Genomic DNA, 23,059 nt, shown 5'->3' with positions numbered 1-23,059 from the left:
TGTTGTCTCTCGTGCACGACCCCGGGCTGGGCGGCCGCTTGGCCATTTGCCGGGACATTTGGCACGATTAACAATCAAGAAACAATCGAGCGAATGTTTTCGTGTTGCTGTAGTGAGACGGCGCGGGCGCCGGTGCCTTTCAGGCCGCCACGGTCTGCGTCTTCCGGCGCGGCCATGGAATGAGCAGGCATGCGCCGAGCAGCGTGACAACGCCCACCAGGCCGCAAAACAGGGTCACGGAGAAGCGCGGGACGACGGTGCCCAGTGCGAACGAGACCGAGAAAATGCCCAGGTTGAGCAGGCTCGCGTGGTACGAGTTGATGGTGCCCCGGCAGCGCTCGGACAGCGCGCTCAGCCTGGCATGGTGCAAGGGCCCGGCGCAGCCGTAGCCGAAGGCCCACGGCAAGCCGAGCAGCGCCAGCTGGGCCATCGACCCGACCGGCAGCATGAAGCCGAGCAGGCCCACGGCCGCGACGAGCGCGGCGCCCGGCAATGCCGCTTCGCCCGCCATGCGCTGCAGCTTGCCGCTCGCAAGGTTGCCGGCGATCACGGCCAGCCCGTAGAAGCCCGCCAGCAGGCCGGTGTCGGTGGGTGACAGCGACAGCTTCCGCGACGCGACTTCCGCCACGACCGCCCCGAACCCCGCGACCCAGCCGAGCCAGAGGTAGCTGGCCGACAGCCGGCGGCGGGCACCGGGCGTTTTCAGTGCCTCGCGGTGCGTGGCCATGAAGTCCATGTGCGCCGCATGCGAGCCGGCACCAGGCACGCGATCGACGAAGGCGCGCGAAACCGCCAGCGCGGCCAGCACGGCGAGGGCGGCCAGCGCGTAGTAGGCCGATCGCCATCCCCACGTATCCGCCAGCCGCCCCGCCAGCACGGGCGTGAGAACGAACGCCAGCATCAGGCCGATGAAGACGTGGCCCAGACGCCTGCCCACCTGTTCGGGCGGCGATTCGTCGGCCACCAGGGCCAGCGCGTTGGGCTGCACGACGGCCGCGCACACGCCGGCCAATGCCGACAGGATGATGGCGGCCAGCAGATGGGGAGCACTGGGAATGAGCGCGCTGAGCAGCGCGAACCCGAGCAGCCCCGCCTGCAGCGGCCGCTTGCGCCCCCACCGGTCCGACAGCGGGCCCGCCAGCAGGGCCACCGCGCCATAGCTGAGCCCGTAGGCGGCGGGCAGGTAGGCGATGGCGCTGGAGCGAACGCCGAAGTCGGCGCTCATGGCGCCCATCATCGGGCCGGCAAGCACCTCCGCCGAACCGATCAGGAAGAGGCAGCCGAAGAGCGTGCCGATCTGCGAGGTTTTCATGCTCATCGCCGCACCACATAGCGCGTGACCACAGGCGGCGATTCGCCGAGGTGAAAGGCCAGCCGCCGCTCGCGCAGCGCCATGTCGCTGGCCGTCGCGCGATTGAAGCGGCGCAGGTGGTCCGTCCACGACTCGTCGACGATCTGCTCCACGTAGCGCTCCGGCTGCGCGATGTCGTGCAGCAGCTCCCAGCCGATGGCGCCCTGGCTCAGGCGCGCGCGGCGGGTCTGCTGCATCACGAGGTGAAAGGCGGCGGCGCGGGCCGGGTCGATCATGAATTCGACGGTGATGACCACGCGGCCGTCTTCCTGCGGCGCCTCGGTCGGCGGACCGGCGGCCCAGCCGGCCTGGGCGGGGCTGGTGTCGTCTTCGCCGCTCACGTCGGTCACCCAGCGCAGGGCCGCGAGCATCAGCAGCGTGCCGCTGATGGCGGCGACGGAAAGGCTGGCGACCAGCGAGGTGACCGTGGCCACCTGCCCCCAGATGGCAGCGCCGATCGCGCTCGCGCCCATGATCGCCATCTGGTACATCGACATGCCGCGCGCGCGCACCCAGTCGGGCAGCGCAAGCTGGGCCGACACCGAGAGTGAATTGGCCACCGTGATCCACGCCATGCCGCCGAAGAACATCGCCGGCACGGCGACCCATGCATTCGGCGCGAAGGCCATGACGGCCGTGGCGCCCGACTGCAGCAGCGTGCCGCGCAGCACCAGCTGGTCGCGCCCCAGCGCCTGGCGCAGCCGCGGCAAGAACAGCACCGCGATGATCGCGCCCGCGCCCATGGCGGCCAGCAGCAGCGTGAAGGTGCCCGCGCCGCCACCCTGGAGGTTGCGCGCCAGCAGCGGCAGCAGCGCCAGCAGCGCGGTCGAGTGAAAGAAGAAGATCGAGATGCGCGTGAGCACCGCGCGCATGCGCTGCGACTGCCGCACGAACTGCACGCCCACGCGCATCGCGCTGACGAGCTTCTCGCGGCCCAGCGGGTTGGGCGTGTGCTCGCGCCGCCAGCGCAGCACCACGAAGCCCGAGGCCACCGACAGCACTGCGTTCAGCGCAAAGACCCAGATGCTGCCCGCGCTCGCGATCAGCATGCCGGCGGTGAGCGGGCCGACGATGCGCGACGCGTTCATCGCGATGCCGTTCAGGCCCAGCGCGGCCGGCAGCTGCGGCCGCGGCACCAGCTCGGGCACGATGGCCGCGAACACCGGCCAGCGCAGTGCCAGGCCGATGCCGTTGGCGAAGGTGAGCGCCAGCAGCAGCGGCGCGGTCATGAGGTCGAGCGCCAGCGCGGCGCACAGCACGATGGCGGTGCCGGCCAGCCAGAACTGCGTGGCCACCAGCCAACGCCGCCGGTCGAGGATGTCGGCCAGCGCGCCGCTGGGCAGGCCCAGCAGGAACACCGGCAGCGTGGAGGCCGACTGCACCAGCGCCACCCAGATGGGCGAGGTGGTCAGCGAGGTCATCATCCACGCGGCGGCCACGTCGTTCATCCACATGCAGATGTTGGCGACGAGCCAGGTGCTCCACAGCATGCGGAACACGGGGAGCTTGAGAGGCTCGAGGGCCGCGAGCTTCGTCGGCTGCGGCCGGGCCGGGGGGATCGGTGTCTCTTCGGGGGATATGGGCGGCATGTGCCGCTATTGTGGCGCGGCCTTTTCTCTCAACCCCGATCGCTGCGCGCCAGGCGGTGTTCGAGGCGGCGCAGCATGGTGGTGAGCACCAGCGTCATGACCCAGTAGATGACCGAGATCGCAAGGTACGGCTCCCAGTAGCGCGCGTACGCGCCGGCCACGGTGCGCGCGGCGTAGGCCAGTTCGGCCAGGCCGATGGCGGAGACCAGGGACGTATCTTTCAGCAGCGCGATGGCGTTGTTGCCCAGCGGCGGCAGCATGCGGCGGAAGGCCTGCGGCAGCACCACGTAGCGCATTACCTGCGCGGGCGAAAAGCCGATCGAGCGGCCGGCGTCGAACTGCCCGCGCGAGATCGACTGGATGCCCGCACGGAACACTTCGGAGATGTAGGCCGCCGAGTTGAGCGTGAGCGCCACCACGCCCGAGATGAGCGCGCCGTGCTCCTGCTTGAGCGTGCGCGCGAGTTCGCCGTCGATCAGGATGCCCGAGGTCGGGTGTATGAACACCGGCATCACCGCGAAGTGGATCAGCAGGATCTGCACGAACAGCGGCGTGCCGCGAAAGAAGCTCACGTACACCGTGGCCGGCCAGCGCAGGAAGAAGCGCGCGACCCAGGTCCACGGTGCGTGGCGCGGGTGCGCCAGGCGCGCGAGCGCGAGGCACAGCCCCCAGCTGGAACCCAGCAGCACGCAGACCACCGTCATGCGCAGCGTCATCCAGGCGCCTTGCCAGAACAGGTCTTTGTATTCGACCAGGATGTCCCATCGGAACCATCCAAAAAGCAGCACTGGTTGTTCCATGCTTGCGTCCTCAACTCTCAGTCAACGAAAAACGAAACGGCCGCGTGAGGGCGGCCGTGTTCAGGGAAATGCCGTGCGGCTCAGCGCACGTTCGGGTCCTTGTTGAACCACTTCTTGTAGATCGTCACGTAGCTGCCGTCGGCGCGGATGGCAGCGAGGCCGGCCGTGAGCTTGTCGAGCAGGGGCTTGTCGCCCTTCTTCACGACGATGCCGAAGCCTTCTTCGGGGAAGGACTTGTCGTCCAGCGTCTTCAGCTCGGGGTTCTGCGCCACGCGATAGGCGATCACGCCGTTGTCGCCCATGGCTGCATCGACGCCGCCGCCGGCCAGCTCGGAAATGATGAGCGGCGTGCTCTCGAAGCGGCGGATGTCGGGGTTGGTCTTGCCGAATTCGCGCGATGCGATGTCGTCGGCGGTGGAGGCGCTGACCACGGCGATCTTCTTGCCGGCCAGGTCTTTCAGCGAGGCGACCTTGCTGTTCTTCGGCAGCGCGATCAGCTGGCGGGCCGCGAAGTACGGCGGCGTGAAGTCGTAGCTCTGCTTGCGCTTCTCGTTGATGGTGACGCCCGAGATCACGAGGTCGACGTCGCCGTTGTTCAGCGCGCCGAAGATGCCGGTGAAAGGCGTGTTGACGATCTTGATCTTCAGGCCCTGCTGCTTGGCGATGGCGTTGATGATGTCGATGTCGAAGCCGACGATCTGCTTGTCCTTGTTCTCGAAGGCGAAGGGCGCGTAGGTGGCGCTGGAGGCCACTGTCAGTTCGCGGTTCTGGGCCTGGGCGCCGAAGGCGAGCGTGGCGGCAGCGAGGCCGAGGGCCAGGGCGCGGCGGAGTGGATTCATTCGGGGTCCTTGCTTTTTCGCCGTCCGGCGGGAGGTGGTGGGCGGGGATTTTAGGCTGTCGCTATGGGTTGCCCCCTGGGCGTGGGCTAACTAAGGTTCTCCGGAAGAGATGAAGGGCATCGGGAAGCGATCGTGGCCCGCTGACTAGTATCCGGAGCTTCCCTGTTCAGGAGCCTTGCATGACCCTCCGGCCTGCTTTTCTTCTCTGTGGCATCGGTCTCGCATGGAGCGCTGCGAGCGCGCTGGCGGCCGACCCGGCGCCGCGCTTCGATCCGCAGCGCCTGTCGCAGATCGTGAAGACGGTCTCCGGCGACGACTTCGAAGGCCGTGCGCCGGCCACACCGGCGGAGGCCAGGACGGTCGACTATCTCGTGGCCCAGTTCAAGGCCGCGGGCCTTGCACCCGGCGGCGATCTCGAAGGCGGCCGGCGCGGCTGGACGCAGTCGGTGCCGCTGGTGAAGACCGAGTTCCACGGCACGCCGCGGCTCATGCTTCAGGTGGGGGCCCATAGCGACGCGCTCGTGCAGGGCGAGCAGATCGCGGTGCGCGCCGCGCTCGACGGCTCGACCACGGTCGCGATCCAGCAGGCGCCGCTGGTCTTCGTGGGCTACGGCGTCAGCGCGCCCGAGCGGCGCTGGGACGACTACAAGGGCGTCGACCTCAAAGGCAAGATCGCCGTCGTGCTGGTGAACGACCCCGATTTCGAAACCGGTAGCGGAGACTTCGGCGGCAAGGCAATGACCTACTACGGCCGCTGGACCTACAAGTTCGAAGAGGCTGCGCGCCGTGGTGCGCTGGGCGTGCTGATCGTGCACGAGACCGCTCTCGCCGCCTATGGCTGGGCCACGGTGAAGAACTCCAACACCGCGACCATGCTCGACATCGAGCGCGAACAGCCGGCTGCCGTGCATCCGAAGCTGGAGGGCTGGATTCAGCGCGAAGTGGCGGTCGATCTGTTGCGCCGCGCGGGCCTGGACTTCGAGGCGCAGAAAAAGTTGGCGCAAACGCGCGAGTTCCAGCCGCAGCTGCTGAAGGACGCGAGCCTGTCGGCCGAGTACGCGATCGATCGACAGGTGATCGTCTCGAAGAACGTGGTGGGCCGCGTCGAGGGCCGCAAGCGGCCCGGCGAAACGGTGATCTACAGCGCCCACTGGGACCACCTGGGCGTGGGCGCGCCCGACGCCAGGGGCGACAAGATCTACAACGGCGCGGTCGACAACGGCACCGGGCTGGCCGCGCTGATCGAGATGGGCCGCGCCTTCGCGAGCGCGCCCAGGAAGCCCGAGCGCTCCGTCGTCTTCCTGGCGGTGACGGCCGAGGAGCGCGGCCTGCTGGGCTCCGAGTACTACGGCGCCAAGCCGCTGTATCCGCTGGCGCGGACCGTGGCTGTCATCAACATGGACGCGCTCGGCCCCGAAGGCCCGGCACGCAATTTCAGCACCTCGGGCAGCGCGGCCTCGCAATTGCAGGACCTGCTGGTCGAACAGGCCAAGGGGTTCGGTCTGGCCTATGCGCCAGACCCGCACCCCGAAGCCGGCTATTTCTTTCGTTCCGACCATTTCTCGTTTGCCAAGCGCGGCGTGCCGGCCTTGTCCTTCGCCTCGGGCAACGACCTGGTGGAAGGCGGCCTCGCGGCCGGCGAAGCGGCCAGTAAGGCCTATACCGCCGAGCGCTACCACCAGCCGGCCGACGAATGGCGCGCCGACTGGTCCTTCACCGGCATGGCGCACGACCTGCCGCTGCTCTACCGCGTGGGCGAGACGCTGGCGAACAGCCGGCGCTGGCCCGAGTGGGGGCAGGGGTCGGAATTCCGCGCAACGCGCGATGCCAGCCGGAGCGAGCGGCGCTGACCTAAGACCTAAGACTCGCGCGAGCGGGCGGCGCCGCCGAGATGGCCCAGCGGCAGCGCGCTGCTGGCCTTCACCTCGCCCAGCGAGAAGCTGGTGTGCAGGTCTTTCACGTTCGGCAGGTTCATGAGGTGCTGGCGCGCGAAGGCCGAGAAGCTGTCGAGGTCTTGCGCCACCACCTGCAGCTCGAAGGTGCCGGTGCCGCTGATGTAGTGGCAGGCGATCACGTCGGGCAGCTTGCGGATCGCGTCTTCCAGCCTGCGGGTGGCCTCGTGGGTGACGCGCTCGGTGTCCACGCGCACGAAGGCGAGTACGCCCAGGCCGATCTTGTGGCGGTCGATCTCGGCGTGATAGCCCTTGATGAAGCCGGCCTCTTCCAGTGCGCGAACCCGGCGCCAGCAGGGCGCGGCAGAGAGGCCCACGCGCTGCGCAAGCTCGGCGTTGGTGAGGCGGCCGTCGGCCTGCAGTTCTTGCAGGATTGCGAGGTCGAACTTGTCAATGCTTTCCATGGATGGCAATCTTAAGCAAGATTCTTTCTGGAAGCGGGTTTTTCAGGGCAAAGAACGCAAACACCTGTCGCGGACCCCGGCATACACTTTGCGGGATCATGGGCTCGTGCCCTACCCGGGCACAGACCCACAGTAATCAGCCAGGCTCACAAGGCCCTGCCATACGGAGACAGACAACATGAATGCACCGCTACCTGCGCACATTCGCAAGGCCCTAGAGACCGTCACGCTCGACGACAAATACTCTCTCGACTACGGCCGTGCTTTCATGAGCGGCGTCCAGGCCCTCGTCAAGCTGCCCATGCTGCAGCGCCTGCGCGACCAGCAGGCCGGCAAGAACACCGCCGGCTTCATCAGCGGCTATCGCGGCTCCCCGCTCGGCGGCTACGACCAGGCGCTGTGGAAGGCCAGCAAGTTCCTCAAGGAACAGAACATCGTCTTCCAGCCCGGCGTGAATGAAGAGCTGGCGGCCACCGCGCTGTGGGGCACGCAGCAACTGGGCTTTTCGCCGCAGGGCACCAACAAGTTCGACGGCGTCTTCGGCATTTGGTACGGCAAGGGTCCGGGCGTGGACCGCTGCTCCGACGTGTTCAAGCACGCCAACATGGCCGGCACCACCGAATTCGGCGGCGTGATCGCGGTGGCGGGCGACGACCACATCTCCAAGAGCAGCACGGCCGCGCACCAGAGCGACCACATCTTCAAGGCCTGCGGCACGCCGGTGTTCTTTCCGGCGAACGTGCAGGAAATTCTCGACCTGGGCATTCACGCCTTCGCGCTCAGCCGCTTCTCGGGCGTGTGGTCGGGCATGAAGACGATCCAGGAAATCGTCGAATCGAGCGCCACGGCAATGATCGATCCCGAGCGCGTCGAGATCGTCATTCCCACCGACTTCGAAATGCCGCCCGGTGGCCTGCACATTCGCTGGCCCGACCATGCGCTGGAGCAGGAAGCCCGGCTCATGCACTACAAGTGGTACGCCGCGCTGGCCTACATCCGCGCCAACCGGCTGAACCACAACGTCATCCAGGGCCCGAACGACCGCTTCGGCATCATGGCCAGCGGCAAGGCCTTCAACGACACCCGCCAGGCGCTGATCGACCTGGGCCTGGACGACGCAGCCTGCCGCCAGCTCGGCATCCGCCTGCACAAGGTGGGCGTGGTGTGGCCGCTCGAGGCGCAGCTCACGCGCGAGTTCGCCACCGGCCTGCAAGAGATTCTGGTGGTCGAAGAAAAGCGCCAGGTCATCGAATACCAGCTCAAGGAAGAGCTCTACAACTGGCGCCCCGACGTGCGGCCCAACGTGGTCGGCAAGTTCGACGAGGGCGAGGTGCATGCGGCCGAGGGCTACTCGGGCGGCGAATGGTCGATGCCCAACCCGACCTCCCACACGCTGCTGCGCGCCAATGCCGACCTGAACCCGGCGCTGATCGCGAAGGCCATCGCCACGCGCCTGAGGAAGACCGGCCTGCTGGCCGCCGCCGGCGCCGACATGGCCGCGCGCATCGACGCGCAGCTCGCCATCCTCGAAGCCAAGGAGCGTTCGATGGTGGTGCAGCAGGCCTCCACCAGCGTGGTCGACGCCACGCGCCAGCCCTGGTTCTGCTCGGGCTGCCCGCACAACACCAGCACGGTGGTGCCCGAAGGCTCGCGCGCAATGGGCGGCATCGGCTGCCACTTCATGGCGACCTGGATGGACCGCTCCACCATCGGCTTCACCCAGATGGGCGGCGAGGGTGTGCCATGGGTGGGCCAGCAGCCCTTCACGACCGACCAGCACATCTTCGCGAACCTGGGCGACGGCACGTACTTCCACAGCGGCCTGCTCGCCATCCGCCAGAGCATCGCGGCGGGCGTGAACATCACCTACAAGATCCTCTACAACGACGCGGTTGCCATGACGGGCGGCCAGCAGGTCGGCGAGCGGCCCGAAGGCCACTCGGTGTTGCAGATTGCCGAGAGCCTGCATGCGGAGGGCGCGAAGAAGGTCGTGATCGTCACCGACGAGCCCGAGAAGTACGAGGGCGTGAACATCCCCGGCGACCACGTGGCGGTGAAGCACCGCGACCTGCTCGACGACGTGCAGCGCGAGTTCCGCAAGATCCCCGGCACCACGGCCATCATCTACGACCAGACCTGCGCCACCGAGAAGCGCCGCCGCCGCAAGCGGGGCACGGCCGTCGATCCGGCCAAGCGCGTGGTCATCAACGAACTGGTCTGCGAAGGCTGCGGCGACTGCAGCGTGCAGAGCAACTGCCTGAGCGTGGAGCCGCTGGAAACCGAATTCGGCCGCAAGCGCACCATCAACCAGAGCAGCTGCAACAAGGACATGAGCTGCCTGAAGGGCTTCTGCCCGAGCTTCGTGACGGTCGAAGGCGGCCAGCTCAAGAAGAAGAGCAAGAACAAGGCGGCCACGCCGGCCGAGTTCGGCCTGCTGCCCGAGCCCGCGATTCCGTCGCTGGTCGGTGGCAAGGTGTGGGGCGTGGTGGTGGCGGGCGTCGGCGGCACCGGCGTGATCACCATCGGCCAGCTACTGGGCATGGCCGCGCACATCGAGGCCAAGGGCATCGTCACGCAGGACGCGGCCGGCCTTGCGCAGAAGGGCGGCGCCACCTGGAGCCACGTGCTCATCGGCGACACGCAGGACGACATCCGCACCACGCGCGTGGGCACCGCGGCGGCCGACCTGATCCTGGCCTGCGACCCGCTGGTCACGGTGAATGCCGAAACCATGGCGCGCATGCGCGAAGGGCGCACGCACGTGGCGCTCAACAGCCACAGCGCGCCCACTGCAGCCTTCGTGCGCAACGCCAACTGGAAGAACCCCGAGGACGCCTGCGCCGCAGAGATCGCGCGCGCCGTGGGCATCGACGGCATGGGCACCTTCGATGCCGACGCCGCCGCGACCACGCTGATGGGCGACACCATCTACGTCAACCCGATGATCCTGGGCTACGCCTGGCAGAAGGGCTGGATCCCGCTGGAGCACGAGTCGCTGATGCGCGCCATCGAGCTGAACGCCGTGGCCGTCGAGAACAACAAGACGGCTTTCGAGTGGGGCCGCCAGGCAGCGGTGCGTCCGGAAGAGCTGCAAAAGCGCGTGCGCCCGGGCCAGGTCATCGAGTTCAAGAAGCGCGAGTCGGTCGAGGCCATCGTGGCGCGCCGCGTGGAGTTTCTGACCGGTTACCAGAACGCGGCCTATGCCGACGAATACCGGCAGTTCGTGGGCAAGGTGCAGCAGGCCGAATCGGCCGCTGGCAAGAGCACGGCGCTGACCGAGGCGGTCGCGCGCTACCTGTTCAAGCTGATGGCATACAAGGACGAGTACGAAGTCGCCCGCCTGCACACCGACCGCAGCTTCCTCGACCGCGTCGAGGGCATGTTCGAAGGCGACTACAAGCTCAACTACCACCTGGCGCCGCCGATCATCGCGAAGAAGAACTCCAAGGGGCAACTGCAGAAGCAGAAGTTCGGCCCCTGGATGCTCACCGGCTTCAGGTTCCTCGCGAAGCTCAAGGGCCTGCGCGGCACGGCACTCGACATCTTCGGCCGCACCGAAGAGCGCAAGACCGAGCGCGCGCTGATCGGCGAGTACCGCGCCAGCATCGAGGAAGTGATCGGCGCTCTGCGCGCCGACAACCACGCGCTGGCGCTGGAGATCGCCAGCCTGCCCGAGCAGATCCGCGGCTACGGCCACGTGAAGGATCGCAACTTGGCGGCTGCCCGCACCCGCTGGAGCGAGCTGATGGCCAAGTGGCGCAACCCGCAGGCGCAGCGCGTGGCGGCCTGATTTTCAGGGCCGGTCGATCATGCAAAGGGCGCCCACGGGCGCCCTTTGCTATTGAAAACGTAGCAAAACACGATCGGCCCGAATAGCAGGAAAGCCCTCCCCACCGCGCCGGATAAGCGCGCAAAGCGGCCATCCGCCCCGAATACAATGCCCGGTGCTGTGCGCGGCCAAGCCCCGCCAAGCTTTGATTTGCGGCCCGTTTCCCTTGTGGCCGCGAAGCCGCGAAGAGGCGGAATGACGGACCCCGGTCCGCGCTCCTCTCGTTTTCTCTTCCCTCTGTTGGAGACTCTCTTGTTCATTTCCTCTGCTTTCGCCCAGACCGCGCCCGCTGCAGCCGGCGGCGGTGACATGTTGTCTTCCCTCGGCAGCATGCTGCCCCTGGTGTTGATGTTTGTGGTGCTGTATTTCGTCATGATCCGGCCCCAGATGAAGCGCCAGAAGGAAGCCCGCTCCATGATCGAGGCCCTGGCCAAGGGCGACGAAGTCGCCACTGCCGGTGGCGTGCTCGGCAAGATCACCTCGCTGGGCGACCAGTACCTCGGCCTCGAGATCGCCAACGGCATCGAGATCAAGATCCAGCGCAGCGCCGTGGTGCAGGTCCTGCCCAAGGGCGCCGTCAAATAAAAGCGTGAGCCGAGCCTTGCGCTTTGCGGCGCAGGGCCCCATTTCACGCCGTGTTCCATTTCTGAAAAGCTTGTAAAAAGCGCCCTCTCATGAACCGTTACCCGGTCTGGAAGTACGCGATCATCGTGATCGTGTTGCTCGTGGGACTCGTCTACGCCCTGCCCAATTTCTTCGGTGAGGCGCCTGCGGTGCAGGTGTCGGCGGCCAAGTCCACCGTCAAGATCGACGCGGCTACCCAGGCCAAGGTCGAGGGGCTGCTCAAGACGGCCGGCCTCACGCCCGATCTGCTGAGCCTCGAACCCACCGCGGTGCGTGCGCGCTTTGCCACCACCGACGACCAGATCAAGGCACGCGACACGCTGCAGCAGGCATTGGTGCCCGATGCGGACGACCCCTCCTACGTGGTGGCGCTGAACCTGGTGTCGCGCTCGCCCTCGTGGCTGACCGCGCTGCATGCCTTCCCGATGTACCTGGGCCTCGACCTGCGCGGCGGCGTCGACTTCCTGCTGCAGGTCGACATGCGCGGCGTGCTCGACAAGAAGGCCGAGTCCTTCGCCGGCGACATCCGCATGGGCCTGCGCGAAAAGAAGGTTCGCGGCAGCGCCGTGAACCGCAACGGCCAGACCGTCGAGATCACGCTGCGCGACGCCGACAGCGTGGAAACCGCTCGGCGCCTGATCCAGGACCAGATGCCCGACCTCACCACGGTCGAGAGCCAGCAGGGCACCGAATGGCGCATCGTGGCCAGCATCAAGCCCGAAGCCGCGCGCCGCATCCAGGACGCGGCGCTCAAGCAGAACGTGACCACGCTGCACAACCGGATCAACGAACTCGGCGTGGCCGAGCCGGTGATCCAGCAGCAGGGCATCGACCGCATCGTCGTGCAGCTGCCCGGCATGCAGGACCCGGCCCAGGCCAAGCGGATCATCGGCCGCACCGCCACGCTCGAAATGCGCCTGGTGGACGAAAGCGCCGAAGGCCGCTCGGCCGAACTGAATGGCGGCCCGGTGCCCTTCGGCTCCGAGAAATTCCTCGACCGCTCGGGCCGTCCGGTGATCGTGAAGAAGCAGGTGCTGGTCACCGGCGAAAACCTCACCGACGCGCAGCCCGGCTTCGACCAGCAGAGCAACCAGCCCAAGGTCGACCTGACCATGGACTCCAAGGGCGGCACCATCATGCGTGACGTCAGCCGCGAGAACTACAAGAAGCGCATGGCCATGCTGATCTTCGAGAAGGGCAAGGGCGAAGTGCTCACGGCCCCGTCGATCAACGGCGAGCTGGGCAATCGCTTCCAGGTGTCGGGCTCGATGACCGTGGCCGAAGCCAACGACCTCGCGCTGCTGCTGCGCGCCGGCTCGCTGGCCGCGCCGATGGAAATCATCCAGGAACGCACCATCGGCCCGACGCAGGGCGCGGAGAACATCAAGAAGGGCTTTGACAGCGTGATGTACGGCTTCGCCGCGATCATGGTGTTCATGTGCATCTACTACGCGCTGTTCGGCCTGTTCTCGTCGATCGCGCTGGCCGTCAACCTGATGCTGCTGGTGGCCATTCTCTCGATCCTGCAGGCCACGCTCACGCTGCCGGGTATCGCGGCCATGGCGCTTGCCATTGGCGTGGCCATCGACTCCAACGTGCTGATCAACGAGCGCGTGCGCGAAGAACTTCGCAATGGGGCGTCGCCGCAGGCGGCCATTCATGCGGGCTACGAACGTGCCTGGGGCACTATCCTCGATTCCAACGTGACCACGCTGATCGCGGGCATCGCGCTGCTGGCCTTCGGCTCGGGCCCGGTGCGCGGCTTCGCGGTGGTGCACTGCATCGGCATCGTCACCTCGATGTTCTCGGCAGTGTTCTTCTCGCGCGGCCTCGTGAACTTCTGGTACGGCCAGAAGAAGAAGCTCAAGACGGTGTCGATCGGCACGGTCTGGCGCCCCAAGACCGACGGCACGGCCGCGGCCGAAACGAAGTAAGAGGCAGAAGAGACAGTCATGGAATTCTTCCGCATCCACAAGACCATCCCGTTCATGCGCCACGCAGTGGTGCTGAACATCGTTTCCGTCGTCACCTTCGCGCTGGCCGTGTTCTTCCTGTTCCACCGCGGGCTGCACCTGTCGGTGGAGTTCACCGGCGGCACGGTGATGGAAGTCGCCTACACGCAGTCGGCCGACGTCGGCAAGGTACGCGAAATCGTCGGCACGCTCGGCTACACCGAAGTGCAGGTGCAAAGCTTCGGCAAGTCGGTGCAGATCCGCCTGCCCGTGAAGAAGGGCGCAACTTCCGCCCAGCAGAGCGCCGAGGTAATGAACGCACTGAAGGCGGCCGAGCCGACGGTGGAGCTGCGCAGCAACGAATTCGTCGGCCCTCAGGTCGGCGACGAGCTCACCACCAACGGCTTGAAGGCCCTGGCCATGGTGGTCGTCGGCATCATGATCTACCTGGCGTTCCGCTTCGAATGGAAGTTTGCGCTGGCTACCGTGCTGGCCAACCTGCACGACGTGGTGATCATCCTGGGCTTCTTCGCCTTCTTCCAGTGGGAGTTCTCGCTGGCGGTGCTGGCGGCGGTGCTGGCGGTGCTGGGGTACTCGGTGAACGAGTCGGTCGTGATCTTCGACCGGATCCGCGAGAACTTCCGCCGCTACCGAAAGCTGTCGACCACCGAGATCATCGACAACGCGATCACCTCGACCATCAGCCGCACCATCATCACCCACGGCTCCACCCAGCTGGTGGTGCTGTCGATGTTCTTCTTCGGCGGCCCGACCCTGCACTACTTTGCGCTGGCGCTGACCATCGGCATCTGCTTCGGCATCTACTCGTCGGCCTTCGTGGCGGCGGCAATCGCCATGTGGCTCGGCGTGAAGCGCGAAGACCTGATCAAGGGCGGCCCGACCAAGCGCGACGGCGAGTCCGAGGACGACCCGAACGCCGGCGCCGTGGTCTGACGGATACTTCGGGGTTCAACAAAGCGGTGGCGGCAGCGCTGCCACCGCGGTTCGCAGGCAACGCCGGGCACTCTTCGCACTTGTGCGGTAGCGCTTCCCGATGCAAGCTCGCGGTTGTTGCCGATGAATCGATCACCCAGGCCTTTCCGACTTTTCAATGAGCATTGCGCGGTCCGCCTCTTCCCTGCAGCTCGCACGCGAGACGCGTGAGCGTTTCGTTTTGGCCACGGAGGGCGCCATCGCGCCGCTGGCCCGCGCGATCCGGGACCGGCTGACGTCGCTGTCCTCCGAGGCCGGCACCGCCCGCGCCATGCAGGAAAACCGCGACGACTTCGTCGCGTTCCAGGGGCAGGCCACGCAGTGGGTGACGCTTGCGCAGACCGGCTGGCGCAAGGCGCTGGGCGCCGGCTCCGGCAGTCCGTCGACCCTGCCTTCGGCGCTGCGGCTGGAGCTGATCGGCGACGAAGTGGTCGAGAGCAACATCCTCTCCTCGCGCCTCGCGCAGCTGATCCACGACAAGGCCAGCTTCGAACTCAGCGACCTGCGCCTGCGCATCCAGCACCTCGAAGGCACCACCGAACTCGATTCCAAGGACGTGCTCAAGCCCGAGACGCTAGCCAAGCTGCTGGTCGAGCAATGGCTGGCGGTCGGCCTGAGCCGTGGGCTCTGGACCCGCGTGCAGGACACGGTGCAGCAGGGTCTGGTGGAGGTGGTCGTCAAGGCCTACGAGAGTGCCAATGCCTATCTGATCGCCAACGGCGTGATGCAGGAGATCGACCTCAAGAGCTTTGTCCGTCGCACTGGCAGTGCGGGGGGCGGCGGTGGCAGTGGCGGCGGATCGGGCGCCGCGCCGGTGGACAGCGGCATGTCTTCCGGCGGGCCCCACAGCGCGCAGCGGCCTGGTTATGGATTCGGAGGACAGCAGGCGTCCGCGTCGTCGACCGTGGCCGCGGCGCCCGCGTCGACCACCGGCGGCTCGCCGCTGTCGATCGCGCGGCAGCGGGCGCAGACCGCGCTGCTGAGCCTCAAGCGCTTCGTGACGGCGCGCATCGGCGGCGAGGCGGGCGGCTCCGCCGCACAATTCCAGGCTGCAGGCGCGGAAGGGCGCGCCACGGGTGGTGGCGGCCAACCGGGCCAGGGCGGCGGCATTGCGGCGCCCCGCGTGTTCTCCAGGACCTTCGCCGGCGCCATCGCCGAGGCCGAGGTCGCCTACCGGATGGCCGCCACGCAGTACATGGACGGCGCCGCCGAACAAGCCACGCTGATCCAGCAGACGGCAGTCGACCTGCGCCGGCGCAGTGCCGAGCTCAAGAAGCGCGCGCCCACCACGGCCGACAAGGCCACGGTCGAGATCGTGGCGCTGATGTTCCAGGCCATCCTTGCCGAGGAGCGCATTCCGTTCTCGGCGCGCGTGTGGTTCGCGCGCCTGCAGATGCCGGTGCTGCGCGTGGCCATCGCCGAGCCCGAGTTCTTCGGCACCCTGCAGCACCCCGCGCGCATGCTGATCGACCGCATGGGCTCGTGCGTCATGGGCTTCGACGCGGCCGCCATCACCGGCAGCGCGCTCGAAGGCGAGATCCGCCGCGTGGTGCAGGTGATCGAGCAGTACCCCGAAACCGGCCAGCGCGTGTTCAAGCTGGTGTTCGACGAATTCGTCGCCTTCCTCAACCGCTACCTGACGCAGAGCGACACCACGCAGCGCGTGATGAGCGTGGCGCAGCAGGTCGAGCAGAAGGAAACGATGGCGATCCAGTACACCATCGAGTTGCGCAAGATGCTCAACGACATGCCGGTGCGCGACGAGATCCGCGAGTTCCTCTTCAAGATATGGGCCGAGGTGCTGGCCATTGCCGCGCTGCGTTACGGCGCGCAGGGCGAGCAGACCGTCATGCTCAAGCGCGTGGCCTCCGAACTGGTGTGGGCCGCGAGCGCCAAGCCCAACCGCACCGATCGTGCCCGCGTCATCCAGGACCTGCCGCAGCTGCTGCAGCGCCTGCGCCAGGGCATGGCGCTGCTGGGCATCGTCGACGAGCCGCAGGAAGCCCATATCAAGACCATCGGCGCCACGCTGTCCGACGCTTTCCTGTCGAAGACCGAGGCCATTCCGCAGGCCAAGATCGAAGCGATGGCCGAGCGGCTGGCGCACCTGGAAGACTTCGTGAGCGACGTGGGCGGCACCGCCGACCTGCCGCTCGATGCCCACAGCATCGAGCTGCTGCTGGGCGTGGATGCGGCATCGATCGAAGTCATTCCGGACGCCGCTGGCACCAGGGTGCCCGAGGACATGGTTGCCTGGGCGCACGAACTGCAGGTGGGCAACTGGTTCATGCTCGACCACAACGACCGCGTGAGCCAGGTGCAGTTCGTCTGGCGCAGCGAGCGCAAGCAGCTGCATCTGTTCGCGACGTCGGACGGGCGCAGCTTCCTGATCCAAGCCGGGCGGCTGGCGACCTACCTGCAGGCGGGCCTGCTGGTGCCGGCGGAAGAAGAGACGCTCACGGTGCGCGCCACGCGTGAAGCGCTGGCGAAGCTCGATGCCAACCCCGAGCGGCTACTGAACTGACTGGCTAGCCCGATGAGGGCGCCGAGTCTAGTGCGCGGTGCGGCCTTCCCGGCTCTCGCAGAGTTCGTCGAGCACCAGCGCATCGGGCTCGATGCCGGTGCTCCAGTGCACCATCAGCACGATGATCTTCAGCTCGTCGAGCGCCACCGGATCGCCGGGCGCCGCCATCGCGCGCTCGACGACGATCTCGCGCAGGCCACAGGGCAGCACGTTTGACGATTCGAGAAAGCGGATGAAGCCGAGGCACTCGGCACCAAGGTGCTCCTGCTCGGCCTGCGAGTAGATGCGCATCGCGTCGTCGGATTGGGGCATTGCCGCTTCGGGTGTGCCCCGAAGAACGACCGTGGCGCTGGCCTCGTCGTTGGCGCTGCGTTCGATCTGCATGCCTTGCGTTGCAAGGCTCAGACCGTCGAGCCAATGAAGGGCCTCGCGGATTTCTTCTGCCTCGAAGCCGTGTGCACTGAGCTTGCGGCCCAGTTGCTCCGGTTCGGGGCAGGCATCGCCGCGCCAATAGTTTTCGTACACAAAAACAAGCACTTCGAACATGAGCCCAATATAGCCGACGTTCGTGCAATCCCGACTAGGTGGAAGCCGCTCGCTGGAAGAGCCCACCCGGCAGGCGTGAGATATGGCCTTCCAGCTCGAGCTCGAGCATCTTCGCCTGCAGCGCGGCCGCACTCCATCCGGTGCGCGCGCTCAATGCGTCGAGGCTGACGGGGTCGAAGCCGAGGGCCTCCAGCAGCGGGTCTTCGGCAGTGGCGGCCGGGTGCCCGTTGCCGGTAGAAGGCGCGGCCGCAGCCGGCGTGCGCAGGGGCGGAAGTTCTTCGAGGATGTCGCTCACCGACTCCACCAGCTTCGCGCCCTGGCGGATCAGCGCATGGCAGCCGCGCGATTGCGGCGAATGGATCGAGCCCGGAATGGCGAACACTTCCTTGCCCTGCTCCGACGTGAGCCGCGCGGTGATCAGCGAGCCCGACTGCAGCGCCGCCTCGACCACCAGCGTGCCGCGCGCCAGCCCGGCGATGAGCCGGTTGCGCTTCGGAAAATTCTGCGTGAGCGGCGGCGTGCCCAGCGGCAGCTCGCTCACGATCAGCCCCTGCAGCGTGATGCGGTGCGCCAGGTCACGGTGCCGCGCGGGGTAGACGCGGTCGAGCCCGGTGCCCACCACGGCCACCGTCGCGAGCCGCGGGGCGTCGCCGGCCGCATCGAGCGCGCCCTGGTGCGCCGCGCCGTCCACGCCCAGCGCCAGCCCCGACACCACGGGCAGCCCCGCCTCGCCCAGCGCCCGCGCGAAGCTGCGGGCGTTGGTCGCGCCCTGCGGCGTTGGATTGCGGCTGCCCACCACGGCGATACTGTGGCCGAGCTGCGTGAGGTCGAAGCCGGTGGCGCCGACCACGTAGAGCATCAGCGGCGGGTCGGCCATTTCGAGCAGCGAGGCTGGGTAGCTGGCATCGCCCAGCGTCACGACGCGGCGCGAGACACCGTTGTCGGTCGTGTGGAGCCACTGCCAGGTCTGGTCGATCTGCGTCTGCAGGCCCACGGGCGGTTGCAGCAGCGCCTCGGCCTGCGCAGAGGAGACGACCTCGCGCAGCGCGGCATGGGGCTGCGCGAAGACGCCCTCGGGCAGGCCAAAGGCCGCGAGCAAACGGCGCGCGGCACCGTCACCGATGCCGGGCGTCAGTGAAAGTCGCAGCCAGCCTGCGAGTTCTGCGCGTTCCAAACGAGTGTCGAGAAGGAAAGCCGGAGTCGCAGGTCAGGGATTGACGAGGAAGTCGCCGGCGCGCGGAGTGTCGTTGATTTCGAGCACCAGCGCGTACGAAACCTTCTCGAAGGTGCGGAACACCATCAGCAGGCCGATGCGTTCGTTCGGCAGCTTGATGGTTTCCTTGCGGGCGCCAGTGCGGTCGAGGATGGTCTCGCCGTTCTTCAGGATGGCCAGCACGTGGCCGTTGTCGATGCCGTCGCGCGTGCCCTTGTTGATGGCCACCACCTGGTTTTGCGCCGCGAACTGCACCGCGTTGCCGTAGACCGAGACGATGCGGCCGTCGACCTGCGTCGACGGTGCGCGCGGCACGTAGCTCAGCAGCTGGCGCGGCGGCTCGGGCAGCAGGCGGTCGCCGGCGCGCATTTCCTCGCGCGACGCGATGATGTCGATGCTGGCCGGCACCACGGTGATGACGTCCTTGTCTTCCACCGTTTCGACGGTGGTCGACTCGCCGCGCTGCAGCCGGGCCTTGCCCAGGTACTGCGCCTCGTAGCCGAGGATTTCGCCCGTGCCCGGGTCCTTCAGCGGCGTGGCGTTGCGGAAGACGCGGAAGTTCTGCACCGGGCCCGGCGCCTCGACCAGCGGCGATTCGGCGTTGCCGCGGGCATAGGCCCGGTCGCCGCGCGACAGCAGCACGCGGCTGTCGTTGCCCGCGACGATGCGCGGGGCGCTTTCCAGCGTGCCGGCGTCCACCACGATGGGTTCGCTGAGGAAGGGCTCGATGATGCTCGGGTTGAGCGTGGGCAGTGCCATGCCGGCCAGCGAGTCGAAACGGGTGCGAGGTGACAGCTTGATGGTTCCGCCGTCGCCGCTGAAGCCGCCGCGGCGGGTGGTCAGGCGGGCGCGGCCACCGCTCTTGTCCAGGTAGAGCACCTGGCCCGGATAGATCCGGTGCGGGTTGGCGATTTCATTGATGTTCATGCCCCACAGCTCCGGCCAGCGCCAGGGGTGCAGCAGGTAGAGGCGAGAGATGGCCCAGAGCGTGTCGCCGGACTTGACGGTGTATTCGTCGGGTGCCTTGGGCGACAGTTCGTTCAGCGGCACGCCGGCCTGGGCGGTCTGCTGGGCGGTGGCGCGCTGCTGCGGCGTGACGGGGTAGTTTTGAGCCCAGGCTGTCGTGGCGCCGCAACTGCCGATCACCGCCAGGGCTGTCAGCGTGGCAAGGAGGGAGGGACGCTGGCGGTCGGTGAGTCTGAGCTTTTTCATGTCTGGATGGGTGAGCGCGCGACGTATCGCTGCGCATACGAATCTCACAATTTGCTACGAATTCTGCGCTGAACCCCTTGGGAGGGCAACGTTTTCGGGGCCAGATGGCGCGTCACGTCGCGGAATTGGCGAAAATAGCCACAACTTTCCCCCGATTTCATGGCCAAACGAATCATTCTGAGTTACCCGGACAAACGCCTGCACACCGTGGCCAAGCCGGTGCAAGGCGTCGACGCGCGCATCAAGACCCTGGTTGCCGACATGCTGGAAACCATGTACGACGCCAACGGCATCGGTCTGGCGGCGACCCAGGTCGACGTGCACGAGCGCCTCGTCGTCATCGACGTGTCCGAGGAGCGTAACCAGCCGATCGTGCTGATCAACCCCGAAATCACCTGGGCCAGCGACGAAAAGGTGCTGAACGAAGAAGGCTGCCTGTCGGTGCCCGGCATCTACGACGGCGTGATGCGCTCGACTTCGGTCAAGGTGCAGGCGCTCGACGAGAACGGCGAATCGCGCAGCATCGAGGCTGACGGCCTGCTGGCCGTGTGCATCCAGCACGAACTCGACCACCTGCTGGGCAAGGTGTTCGTCGAATACCTCTCCCCCCTGAAGCGCAACCGCATCAAGAGCAAGCTGCTCAAACAGCAGCGCGAAGACATGCGGGAACGGGCTTGAACGCCATGGCGGCATGGCGCCTCGGCTGCCTTGCGGCACTGGCGGTCGCCGGGCTGGGGCTCATTGCCGGCTGCGCCAACGAACCCACGCGCATCCAGCCCGGCGCCACCGCCGCCGACACCCTTCAGCGCCTGGGCACTCCCACCGGCCGCTACCCGCTCACTGGTGGCGGCGAGCGGCTGCAGTACTCGCGCATGCCGGCCGGCTTCGAGGTCACCGACATCGACGTCGACGCCTCGGGCAAGGTCGTCTCGGTGACGCAGGTGCTCAGCGAAGCGCGCTTCGGCTACGACATCAAGGTCAACCAGTGGCGCCAGAACGACGTGATGGCCTTCTACGGCCGTCCTTATGAAATTACCCGCGTCAGCTCCTTCGACGGCGCCGTCTGGACCTGGCGCTACAAGGCCGTGAACGAGCGCCGCATGCTGTACATCTACATCGATCCGACCGGCGTGGTCCGGCGCTATCACACGGGGGACGATCTCGAGTTCGATCGGATCCGGGATTGAGCCGCCTCAAAGTCGTTTTCGCGGGCACGCCCGAGTTCGCGCGCGTCGCCCTCGAAGCCATTGCCGCCGCCGGCCATGACATCGTGCTGGTGATGAGCCAGCCCGACCGCCCCGCCGGCCGTGGCATGAAGCTGCAGGCCTCCCCCGTCAAGCAATGCGCCGTTGCCAATAACTGGCCCGTGGCCCAGCCGCGCAGCCTGCGGCTGGACGGCAAATACCCCGACGAGGCCTCTGCCGCGCGCGACACCCTGCTGGCCGCCAGGCCCGACGTGATGGTGGTCGCCGCCTATGGCCTGATCCTGCCCCAGTGGGTGCTCGACCTGCCGGCGCACGGCTGCCTCAACATCCACGCGAGCCTGCTGCCGCGCTGGCGCGGCGCCGCGCCCATCCACCGCGCCATCGAGTCGGGCGACGCTCAGACCGGCATCACCATCATGCAGATGGACGCCGGGCTCGACACCGGCGACATGTTGCTGCGCGAGGCCGTCGACATCGGCAGCGACGACAACACCGCCCGCCTGCACGACCGCCTGGCCGAACTGGGCGGAAAGATGATCGTCGAGGCGCTGGCGCGCATCGGCACGCTCACGCGCACGCCGCAGCCCGCCGAGGGCGTCACCTACGCCAACAAGGTCGAGAAGCACGAGGCGCTGATCGACTGGGCCCAGCCGGCCGACGCCATCGTGCGCCGCATCCGCGCTTTCGACCCGTTCCCGGGCGCCAACAGCCCGCTCGACGGCGAGACCGTCAAGCTCTGGGCCGCCCACGCTGCGGGTTCGCCCGAGGCATCCGCCGCGCCGGGCACGATCCTGGCTGTGAGCGATGCCGGCGTGGCCGTCGCGGCCGCAGGCTCGGTCGTGAACGTCACCGAACTCCAGCGTCCGGGCGGCAAGCGCCTGCCCGTGGCCGATTTTCTGCGCGGCTTCGACCTGAAGCCCGAGCAGGTGTTCGGCTGATGTTTCTCTCGAAAAGCATCCGCAGCCGCCCTGAATTCCGCGTCGGCATACGCGACATGTCCCCGGTGGCGATGGGCATCGGCGCCTGGGGGCTCATGACAGGCGTGGCCATGGTCAAGTCGAACATGAGCACGCTCGAGGCGCTGGCGATGACGCTGCTGGTGTACGCCGGCAGCTCGCAACTCGCGGCCATTCCGCTGCTGTTTGCCGGCGCCCCTGCCTGGGTCATCCTGGCCACGGGCTTCTGCGTCAACCTGCGCTTCGTGGTGTTCAGCCTGCACCTGCGGCCCTACCTCATGCACATGCCGCGCTGGCGCCGCATGACGCATGGCTACCTCACGGCGGACATGAGCTACGCGCTCTTCACCAGGAAGTACCCGAAGCCGCCGCTGACCATCGCCGAGCAGGAATCGCAAGAGGCCTACCTCACCGGCAACTACTTCGTGACCTGGGGCGCATGGATGGGCATGAGCCTGCTGGGTGTGGCGCTGGCCAACTTCATTCCGCAGACCTGGGGTCTGAGCTTCGCGGGCGTGCTGAGTTTGGTGGCCATCGTCTGTTCGATGGCGACGACGCGCCTGCGCGTGCTGGCCGCGCTGATCGCTGGCGCTACTGCCGTGGCCGCCTATGCGCTACCGCTGAAGCTCAACATCGTGGTCGCCATCGGCGTGGCCGTGCTGCTGTGCTTCTGGCTCGAGAAGCAGTTCGGCCTCGACCCCACGGCGGAGGACGACAAGTGAGCGGAGCAAGCGCGACCACCGACTGGTGGACCATGGGCGTGATCGTCGGGCTGGCGCTCGTCACCGTGCTCACGCGCTGCTTCTTCTTCATCCTCGACCGGCCCTGGGGCCTGCCCGAGTGGGCGCACCGCGCGCTGCACTACGCGCCGGCCGCCGCGCTCGCGGGCGTGATCGCGCCCGAGATCGTCATGACGCAGGGCCACCTCATCAGCACGCTGCACGACGCACGCCTGTATGCGGCGGTTGTGGGCGCGGCTTACTTCTACTGGCGGCGCGGCGTGCTCGGCACCATGCTGGCCGGCATGGCGGTGTACCTGCCGCTGCATCTCGGCCTGGGCTGGTAGCGGG

The 23,059-nt window shown here is 67.4% G+C and carries 19 protein-coding genes; 11 read left to right on the top strand and 8 right to left on the bottom strand.

Translation table 11 applies throughout. The annotated features are described in order from the left end of the window. Positions 1-139: 139 nt before the first annotated feature. From ACSFBF_RS18035 to ACSFBF_RS18020, 4 genes are all read right to left on the bottom strand, one after another. Positions 140-1,318: an MFS transporter gene (locus tag ACSFBF_RS18035; RefSeq protein WP_435469268.1), complete on the bottom strand. Its 1,179-nt coding sequence runs from the start codon at positions 1,316-1,318 to the stop codon at positions 140-142. Beyond that, positions 1,315-2,940 (bottom strand): MFS transporter, encoded by a 1,626-nt coding sequence (locus ACSFBF_RS18030; protein WP_435469266.1) that lies wholly within the window; start codon positions 2,938-2,940, stop codon positions 1,315-1,317. The genes ACSFBF_RS18035 and ACSFBF_RS18030 overlap by 4 nt, the downstream gene beginning before the upstream one ends. Positions 2,941-2,969: 29 nt before the next feature. Beyond that, a complete protein-coding gene (locus ACSFBF_RS18025; RefSeq protein ID WP_093076217.1) occupies positions 2,970-3,740 on the bottom strand; it encodes an amino acid ABC transporter permease in 771 nt (256 codons plus the stop codon). Between the two features lie 80 nt (positions 3,741-3,820). Then, positions 3,821-4,579: a basic amino acid ABC transporter substrate-binding protein gene (locus ACSFBF_RS18020; RefSeq protein ID WP_435469264.1), complete on the bottom strand. Its 759-nt coding sequence runs from the start codon at positions 4,577-4,579 to the stop codon at positions 3,821-3,823. Positions 4,580-4,758: 179 nt separating this feature from the next. Between ACSFBF_RS18020 and ACSFBF_RS18015 the strand changes: the two genes are divergently transcribed. Next, the gene (locus ACSFBF_RS18015; protein WP_435469262.1) at positions 4,759-6,429 is read left to right on the top strand and encodes a M28 family metallopeptidase; all 1,671 of its coding nucleotides are present in this window, start codon (positions 4,759-4,761) and stop codon (positions 6,427-6,429) included. A gap of 8 nt (positions 6,430-6,437) precedes the next feature. Here ACSFBF_RS18015 and ACSFBF_RS18010 read toward each other — a convergent pair whose 3' ends face one another. Next, positions 6,438-6,935, bottom strand: a complete 498-nt coding sequence (locus ACSFBF_RS18010; RefSeq protein WP_435469260.1) for an Lrp/AsnC family transcriptional regulator — start codon at positions 6,933-6,935, stop codon at positions 6,438-6,440. Positions 6,936-7,113: 178 nt separating this feature from the next. Here ACSFBF_RS18010 and ACSFBF_RS18005 point away from each other — a divergent pair, with 178 nt between their 5' ends. The 5 genes from ACSFBF_RS18005 to ACSFBF_RS17985 all read left to right on the top strand — a co-directional run bounded on the left by ACSFBF_RS18005 (position 7,114) and on the right by ACSFBF_RS17985 (position 16,857). Then, the gene (locus ACSFBF_RS18005) at positions 7,114-10,725 is read left to right on the top strand and encodes an indolepyruvate ferredoxin oxidoreductase family protein (RefSeq protein ID WP_435469258.1); all 3,612 of its coding nucleotides are present in this window, start codon (positions 7,114-7,116) and stop codon (positions 10,723-10,725) included. Positions 10,726-11,016: 291 nt separating this feature from the next. After that, complete coding sequence (gene yajC / locus ACSFBF_RS18000; RefSeq protein ID WP_435469256.1) at positions 11,017-11,349, top strand: preprotein translocase subunit YajC; 333 nt, start codon at positions 11,017-11,019, stop codon at positions 11,347-11,349. Positions 11,350-11,438: 89 nt separating this feature from the next. Next, on the top strand, positions 11,439-13,322 hold the full coding sequence (gene secD, locus ACSFBF_RS17995; protein ID WP_435469254.1) for a protein translocase subunit SecD: 1,884 nt from the start codon (positions 11,439-11,441) through the stop codon (positions 13,320-13,322). An 18-nt stretch (positions 13,323-13,340) separates the two neighbouring features. After that, positions 13,341-14,294, top strand: a complete 954-nt coding sequence (gene secF / locus ACSFBF_RS17990) for a protein translocase subunit SecF (protein WP_435469252.1) — start codon at positions 13,341-13,343, stop codon at positions 14,292-14,294. 157 nt (positions 14,295-14,451) lie between these two features. Next, positions 14,452-16,857: a DUF1631 family protein gene (locus ACSFBF_RS17985; protein WP_435469250.1), complete on the top strand. Its 2,406-nt coding sequence runs from the start codon at positions 14,452-14,454 to the stop codon at positions 16,855-16,857. Between the two features lie 27 nt (positions 16,858-16,884). Here ACSFBF_RS17985 and ACSFBF_RS17980 read toward each other — a convergent pair whose 3' ends face one another. The 3 genes from ACSFBF_RS17980 to ACSFBF_RS17970 are packed head-to-tail and all read right to left on the bottom strand — an operon-like array spanning position 16,885 to position 19,828. Further along, the gene (locus ACSFBF_RS17980) at positions 16,885-17,403 is read right to left on the bottom strand and encodes a Smg family protein (RefSeq protein ID WP_435469248.1); all 519 of its coding nucleotides are present in this window, start codon (positions 17,401-17,403) and stop codon (positions 16,885-16,887) included. Positions 17,404-17,437: 34 nt separating this feature from the next. Next, entirely contained in the window at positions 17,438-18,577 is a 1,140-nt protein-coding gene (gene dprA / locus ACSFBF_RS17975) for a DNA-processing protein DprA (protein ID WP_435469246.1), read from the bottom strand. Positions 18,578-18,610: 33 nt separating this feature from the next. Beyond that, complete coding sequence (locus ACSFBF_RS17970) at positions 18,611-19,828, bottom strand: LysM peptidoglycan-binding domain-containing protein (RefSeq protein WP_435469244.1); 1,218 nt, start codon at positions 19,826-19,828, stop codon at positions 18,611-18,613. Positions 19,829-19,987: 159 nt separating this feature from the next. On the opposite strand from ACSFBF_RS17970, the gene def reads away from it, so the two are divergent. Genes def through ACSFBF_RS17945 form a run of 5 tightly spaced genes read left to right on the top strand, consistent with a single transcriptional unit; the run spans position 19,988 to position 23,055 of the window. After that, positions 19,988-20,506 (top strand): peptide deformylase, encoded by a 519-nt coding sequence (gene def, locus ACSFBF_RS17965; protein ID WP_093055375.1) that lies wholly within the window; start codon positions 19,988-19,990, stop codon positions 20,504-20,506. Positions 20,507-20,511: 5 nt separating this feature from the next. Further along, the gene (locus tag ACSFBF_RS17960) at positions 20,512-21,015 is read left to right on the top strand and encodes a hypothetical protein (RefSeq protein ID WP_435470049.1); all 504 of its coding nucleotides are present in this window, start codon (positions 20,512-20,514) and stop codon (positions 21,013-21,015) included. After that, the gene (gene fmt / locus ACSFBF_RS17955; protein ID WP_435469242.1) at positions 21,012-21,971 is read left to right on the top strand and encodes a methionyl-tRNA formyltransferase; all 960 of its coding nucleotides are present in this window, start codon (positions 21,012-21,014) and stop codon (positions 21,969-21,971) included. Before ACSFBF_RS17960 ends, fmt begins: the two co-directional genes overlap by 4 nt. Further along, a complete protein-coding gene (locus ACSFBF_RS17950; protein ID WP_435469240.1) occupies positions 21,971-22,711 on the top strand; it encodes an AzlC family ABC transporter permease in 741 nt (246 codons plus the stop codon). The genes fmt and ACSFBF_RS17950 overlap by 1 nt, the downstream gene beginning before the upstream one ends. Before the next feature lie 32 nt (positions 22,712-22,743). Next, on the top strand, positions 22,744-23,055 hold the full coding sequence (locus tag ACSFBF_RS17945; RefSeq protein ID WP_435470047.1) for an AzlD domain-containing protein: 312 nt from the start codon (positions 22,744-22,746) through the stop codon (positions 23,053-23,055). The last annotated feature ends 4 nt before the right edge of the window (positions 23,056-23,059 follow it).

It is taken from the genome of Variovorax nivicola (assembly GCF_051216475.1).
GTDB lineage: Bacteria > Pseudomonadota > Gammaproteobacteria > Burkholderiales > Burkholderiaceae_C > Variovorax.
The sequence above is the reverse complement of the archived record's forward strand: the minus strand, read 5'-3'. Positions and strand labels throughout refer to the sequence as shown.

Coding starts and splice junctions, on each gene's coding strand:
- ACSFBF_RS18015 (WP_435469262.1), top strand. CDS start 4,759: ATGACCCTCCGGCCTGCTTTTCTTCTCTGTGGCATCGGTCTCGCATGG.
- secF (WP_435469252.1), top strand. CDS start 13,341: ATGGAATTCTTCCGCATCCACAAGACCATCCCGTTCATGCGCCACGCA.
- ACSFBF_RS17950 (WP_435469240.1), top strand. CDS start 21,971: ATGTTTCTCTCGAAAAGCATCCGCAGCCGCCCTGAATTCCGCGTCGGC.
- secD (WP_435469254.1), top strand. CDS start 11,439: ATGAACCGTTACCCGGTCTGGAAGTACGCGATCATCGTGATCGTGTTG.
- ACSFBF_RS17985 (WP_435469250.1), top strand. CDS start 14,452: ATGAGCATTGCGCGGTCCGCCTCTTCCCTGCAGCTCGCACGCGAGACG.
- ACSFBF_RS17945 (WP_435470047.1), top strand. CDS start 22,744: ATGGGCGTGATCGTCGGGCTGGCGCTCGTCACCGTGCTCACGCGCTGC.
- ACSFBF_RS17960 (WP_435470049.1), top strand. CDS start 20,512: ATGGCGGCATGGCGCCTCGGCTGCCTTGCGGCACTGGCGGTCGCCGGG.
- ACSFBF_RS18035 (WP_435469268.1), bottom strand. CDS start 1,318: ATGAGCATGAAAACCTCGCAGATCGGCACGCTCTTCGGCTGCCTCTTC.
- ACSFBF_RS17970 (WP_435469244.1), bottom strand. CDS start 19,828: ATGAAAAAGCTCAGACTCACCGACCGCCAGCGTCCCTCCCTCCTTGCC.
- ACSFBF_RS18020 (WP_435469264.1), bottom strand. CDS start 4,579: ATGAATCCACTCCGCCGCGCCCTGGCCCTCGGCCTCGCTGCCGCCACG.
- ACSFBF_RS18030 (WP_435469266.1), bottom strand. CDS start 2,940: ATGCCGCCCATATCCCCCGAAGAGACACCGATCCCCCCGGCCCGGCCG.
- ACSFBF_RS18010 (WP_435469260.1), bottom strand. CDS start 6,935: ATGGAAAGCATTGACAAGTTCGACCTCGCAATCCTGCAAGAACTGCAG.
- ACSFBF_RS18025 (WP_093076217.1), bottom strand. CDS start 3,740: ATGGAACAACCAGTGCTGCTTTTTGGATGGTTCCGATGGGACATCCTG.
- def (WP_093055375.1), top strand. CDS start 19,988: ATGGCCAAACGAATCATTCTGAGTTACCCGGACAAACGCCTGCACACC.
- ACSFBF_RS17980 (WP_435469248.1), bottom strand. CDS start 17,403: ATGTTCGAAGTGCTTGTTTTTGTGTACGAAAACTATTGGCGCGGCGAT.
- ACSFBF_RS18005 (WP_435469258.1), top strand. CDS start 7,114: ATGAATGCACCGCTACCTGCGCACATTCGCAAGGCCCTAGAGACCGTC.